The sequence below is a fragment of the Xenorhabdus miraniensis genome, assembly GCF_002632615.1.
In genome coordinates this window covers 95,175-99,807 of record NZ_NITZ01000021.1, presented here as the reverse complement: position 1 = coordinate 99,807, position 4,633 = coordinate 95,175, and the positions used below count along the sequence as shown (strand labels likewise).

The 4,633-nt window shown below is 40.4% G+C and carries 4 protein-coding genes, 5 tRNA genes and 2 rRNA genes; 1 reads left to right on the top strand and 10 read right to left on the bottom strand.

Going from position 1 to position 4,633, the window contains the following annotated elements:
* The 5 genes from Xmir_RS36225 to Xmir_RS36205 all read right to left on the bottom strand — a co-directional run.
* Nucleotides 1–100 (bottom strand): GTP-binding protein (locus tag Xmir_RS36225; RefSeq protein ID WP_234369306.1); only part of this gene is annotated, 100 nt, incomplete at its 3' end.
* A gap of 105 nt (nucleotides 101–205) precedes the next feature.
* A tRNA-Thr gene (locus Xmir_RS36220) sits at nucleotides 206–281 on the bottom strand.
* Nucleotides 282–287: 6 nt separating this feature from the next.
* Nucleotides 288–362: transfer RNA gene (locus Xmir_RS36215), tRNA-Gly, on the bottom strand.
* A 100-nt stretch (nucleotides 363–462) separates the two neighbouring features.
* A tRNA-Tyr gene (locus Xmir_RS36210) sits at nucleotides 463–547 on the bottom strand.
* A 15-nt stretch (nucleotides 548–562) separates the two neighbouring features.
* A tRNA-Thr gene (locus tag Xmir_RS36205) sits at nucleotides 563–638 on the bottom strand.
* A 427-nt stretch (nucleotides 639–1,065) separates the two neighbouring features.
* Here Xmir_RS36205 and coaA point away from each other — a divergent pair.
* Nucleotides 1,066–2,016, top strand: a complete 951-nt coding sequence (gene coaA, locus Xmir_RS36200) for a type I pantothenate kinase (protein WP_099115404.1) — start codon at nucleotides 1,066–1,068, stop codon at nucleotides 2,014–2,016.
* 34 nt (nucleotides 2,017–2,050) lie between these two features.
* Here coaA and birA read toward each other — a convergent pair whose 3' ends face one another.
* The 5 genes from birA to rrf (Xmir_RS36175) all read right to left on the bottom strand — a co-directional run bounded on the left by birA (nucleotide 2,051) and on the right by rrf (Xmir_RS36175) (nucleotide 4,602).
* Nucleotides 2,051–3,013, bottom strand: a complete 963-nt coding sequence (gene birA / locus Xmir_RS36195) for a bifunctional biotin--[acetyl-CoA-carboxylase] ligase/biotin operon repressor BirA (RefSeq protein WP_099115403.1) — start codon at nucleotides 3,011–3,013, stop codon at nucleotides 2,051–2,053.
* A complete protein-coding gene (gene murB / locus Xmir_RS36190; RefSeq protein ID WP_099115402.1) occupies nucleotides 3,010–4,050 on the bottom strand; it encodes a UDP-N-acetylmuramate dehydrogenase in 1,041 nt (346 codons plus the stop codon). Before murB ends, birA begins: the two co-directional genes overlap by 4 nt.
* A gap of 160 nt (nucleotides 4,051–4,210) precedes the next feature.
* Nucleotides 4,211–4,326: ribosomal RNA gene (gene rrf / locus Xmir_RS36185) — 5S ribosomal RNA — on the bottom strand.
* A gap of 34 nt (nucleotides 4,327–4,360) precedes the next feature.
* Nucleotides 4,361–4,436 (bottom strand) — tRNA-Thr (locus Xmir_RS36180).
* 50 nt (nucleotides 4,437–4,486) lie between these two features.
* A 5S ribosomal RNA gene (gene rrf / locus Xmir_RS36175) occupies nucleotides 4,487–4,602 on the bottom strand.
* Nucleotides 4,603–4,633 lie beyond the last annotated feature (31 nt).

Here is a 4,633-nt window from a genome sequence, read left to right as displayed (position 1 = left end):
TGGTGATTGCAGCAGTCAGGGTAGTTTTACCGTGGTCAACGTGGCCGATAGTACCAACGTTAACGTGCGGTTTTGAACGTTCAAACTTTTCTTTAGACATTAGGTTGTCCCTCTAAGACACGGAATCGGTGGTTTCACCACATCAACCAAGCAATTGCTTGTTAGATATTTACAGGAAGAAAATCAGGAGGCAGAACAGGAAAGGTGGTGCTGATAGGCAGATTCGAACTGCCGACCTCACCCTTACCAAGGGTGTGCTCTACCAACTGAGCTATATCAGCACATCTTGGAGCGGGCAGCGGGAATCGAACCCGCATCATCAGCTTGGAAGGCTGAGGTAATAGCCATTATACGATGCCCGCGTGAACTCGGCTACCTGACTTTAATCAGCTGTACATTGTATCTCAAGTATTTTGTCTGGAGTATAACTCGAGCAGAACACTCAAGATAAAAACTGGTTAATGGTGGTGGGGGAAGGATTCGAACCTTCGAAGTCTGTGACGGCAGATTTACAGTCTGCTCCCTTTGGCCGCTCGGGAACCCCACCTTTCCAAATTTTTAATGGTGCCGGCACCAAGAGTCGAACTCGGGACCTACTGATTACAAGTCAGTTGCTCTACCAACTGAGCTATGCCGGCATCAAGTGCTGCGCATTCTAGGTAGTGTTGGCTTTCGATGCAACAAAAAAATTGCTTTTTTTGTTCTTTCGCTCACAAAACAAGCATTCTTGATGATATTGATGTTTTTTTCAATAACCTTAGAACAAACATTAAACAAAAAAGTTTTATAGAGAAGGAATATCAAAATGTATTTGCTGATCATTTCTTGCAAATTTTTCGCGTCACCTTGATTTTTTCTTTTAAAAACGAAGAATGGCCACCGAAAATAGTTGTTGAACTGGAACATTTTTTTTACATTTTTGTATTTCTCATCAAAAAACTTACTAAAATCATAAAAAATTCTACGCCTGTGATAACGCAATCGATATGATGAGATTTATTTTTTGTCGGATACGGCTGTTCTCAACAACCTGTCCAACCTGCATAGACAGGCAAATGTTGGCTTATGAATAATAAAGAATCTTTTTTAACGACCCCATATTTACAATTTGATCGTGAACATTGGGCAACATTGCGTGACTCAGTGCCATTGACATTAACAGAAGAAGAAGTCGCCGCTTTAAAAGGTATTAATGAAGAAATTTCAATAGATGAAGTGATTGAAATCTATCTTCCATTATCACGCTTACTCAATTTTTATATAAGCTCCAATTTACGGCGGCAAGCTGTTCTTGAACAGTTTTTAGGAACAGATGAACAAAAAATACCGTACGTTATTGGTATTGCTGGCAGCGTTGCTGTGGGAAAAAGTACCACTGCACGCTTATTGCAAGCATTACTAAGCCGCTGGCCTGAACATCGCCGTGTTAAGCTAGTAACAACAGACGGCTTTTTGCACTCTAATAATGTATTGAATGAACGTGGCTTAATGAAAAAGAAAGGATTTCCTGAATCCTATGATATGCGCAACTTAGTCAAATTCGTTTCAGATATCAAATCAGGCGCGGAAAAAGTCACGGCTCCAGTATATTCTCATCTGAGTTATGACATTGTTCCAAACGAACAAATTATCATAGAGAAACCGGATATTTTGATCCTTGAAGGCTTGAATGTATTACAAAGTGGCATGGATTATCCGCATGAGCCACACCATGTATTTGTCTCTGATTTTGTTGACTTTTCTATTTATGTTGATGCTTCAGAAGAATTACTTGAGCAATGGTATGTCAGCCGTTTTCTCAAGTTTAGACAAGGTGCTTTTGCCGATCCAGATTCTTATTTCCACAATTATTCCAAGCTCACGACAGAAGAAGCGATAAAAGTTGCATCCAGTATTTGGCGGGAAATTAATGGGTTGAACTTACAGCAAAATATTTTACCGACAAGGGAACGTGCTAGCTTGATTATGACGAAAGGTGTCAATCACACAATTGAAAATGTCAGATTGAGAAAATAAAGCAAACAGCCGGAAATATTTCCGGCTTTAACATTCAGCAGCCCCTCAAAGATATTTCACCGCCAATGTAAGGTGTAATAACACCATTAATATCAAGTAAGAGTGCTCCTTGTTGATCAATTCCACGGGCTATTCCATGAATTTCCTGTTCACCAATAATTAATTTCACTGAACGATTAATAAAGTTATCTAACTTAAGCCATCTAGGGATAAAAGGTGATAATCCTTCGTTTTCAAATTGAGTTAGTGTTTTTTTAAGCTCAGCAATGATTTCAGCAATCAATTTATTCCGCTCAACTGTCATTCCTGCTTGCTGTAAATTAATCCACCGTTGATTAATGGATTTCTGTTGCTCACTACTCATCGAAATATTTATACCTATTCCGATAACGATCTGAGCAGCGTCACCGGTTTTGCCCGTCAATTCAACTAGTATTCCCGCAAGTTTTTTATCGTCCAAATATAAATCATTTGGCCATTTTACTTTTACTCTCTCAGCAGCTCCCTGACGATTAAGAACTTCTGCAATTACAATTCCAACAACCAAGCTTAAACCAATTGCAGCAGCAGGCCCTTGTTCCAAGCGCCAATACATAGACAGATATAAATTTCTGCCAAAAGCAGAAACCCACTGTCTACCACGACGCCCCCGGCCAGCATATTGATATTCTGCAACACAGGCATCACCAGAATCGAGCTCTGATAACTTATCTAACAAATATTGATTTGTAGAATCAATAACAGGTATAACTTCAATCCGGTCACTTGGGTGATAATTTGTAATAGCATTTTTATCAAGAAGGTTCATTGGAGCAGGAAAACGATAACCTTTCCCCGGAAGTGTTAAAATTTCCACACCCCATTCGCGAATGGTCTGGATATGTTTATTAATCCCCGCTCGACTCATTCCCAATTCTTGCCCAAGCTGCTGTCCTGAGTGAACTTCACCATCAGACAATACTTTAATTAATTTTAATGGAGTACTAATATCTTTCATGAAATACATTCCACTGAGTCTATCTCACCTTCACTGCCAATGAAGCGTACTTCAGGCTCTAATAAAATATTAAATTTTTCTGCTACTTTGTTACGCACATGTGCAGCCAGAGCAATTATGTCCTGCCCCTTTGCATTTCCTGTATTAATTAATACAAGAGCTTGCTGTGTATGCACAGCGGCATCACCAATAGAATAACCTTTCAAGTGACATTGATCGATAAGCCATCCTGCAGCAATCTTTACACTATATTCATTATGATGATATTGAGGACAATCCGGATATTCAGATTTAATTTTTTGCGCCAATTCAGACGGTACAATTGGATTCTTGAAGAAACTTCCCGCATTACCCATCACCACAGGATCCGGTAATTTACTCTGACGCATTTCACATACAGCATTAAATATTTTCTCTGGAGTCACATCTTCTCGTGAGAACTGTGCCAAACCACCATAAGTTAATACTGGTTCCCATGCCTTATTCAAACGTAAGCCAACTGCTGTAATAGCATAATCATCTTTATATTTATGCTTGAAGATGCTGTCTCTATACGCAAATTCGCATTCATTTGCCATCAAACGAATAGGGTTACCAGTTTTCAATTCAACAACATCCACATACTCACAGACGTGTTTAAATTCAACTCCATATGCTCCAATATTCTGAATAGGGGCAGAACCTATATTTCCTGGAATTAATGCCAAATTTTCTAAACCATAAATCTGTTTCTTAAATAAATAAGTAATCAGATTATGCCAATTTTCGCCTGCACCAACATGGACATACCATGCAGTCTCTGACTCTTTTATATCGATACCAAGAATACGATTCAGAATCACAGTACCTTTAAAATTTTCGGTGAAGAGGACATTACTTCCCCCTCCCAGCAGTAAAATGGGATGATTTTTCCCCATCGCTTCTTGCCATAAGAACAGAAGTGATTCAACAGAAGTTGCTGTATCGATATGCTCGGCATAGGCTGAAACGCCAAATGTATTAAACGCTTTTAGTTGGGTAGATTGACAGACAGACATTCACTTCAAGCTCAATAGATAATTTGAGCCGTAGTCTATCAGACTCTACATTTGAAAGATAAGTAGGTCGTTTTCTAATACCTATCTGTTGATGGAAATACAAAAGTGTTAGAAATGCAAAAGGCCACTCAAATGAGTGGCCTTTTGACTTGGTATTAAAGCTTGGCAGTTCCCTACTCTCACATGGGGAGACCCCACACTACCATCGGCGCTACGGCGTTTCACTGCTGAGTTCGGCATGGGGTCAGGTGGGACCACCGCGCTATTGCCGCCAAGCAAATTCTGTTTTATTTGCCGAACATATTATTCATGGTGCTGATACCCAGATTCGAACTGGGGACCTCACCCTTACCAAGGGTGTGCTCTACCAACTGAGCCATATCAGCAAATGCTGAAATAAAAAGTGCTGCCAGATGGGCAACACTTATAAATTGATGTCTGGCAGTGTCCTACTCTCGCATGGGGAGGCCCCACACTACCATCGGCGCTACGGCGTTTCACTGCTGAGTTCGGCATGGGGTCAGGTGGGACCACCGCGCTGTTGCCGCCAGACAAATCCTGTATTCAATCCCGAACAAGCTGC

Coding starts and splice junctions, on each gene's coding strand:
- coaA (WP_099115404.1), top strand. CDS start 1,066: ATGAATAATAAAGAATCTTTTTTAACGACCCCATATTTACAATTTGAT.
- birA (WP_099115403.1), bottom strand. CDS start 3,013: ATGAAAGATATTAGTACTCCATTAAAATTAATTAAAGTATTGTCTGAT.
- murB (WP_099115402.1), bottom strand. CDS start 4,050: ATGTCTGTCTGTCAATCTACCCAACTAAAAGCGTTTAATACATTTGGC.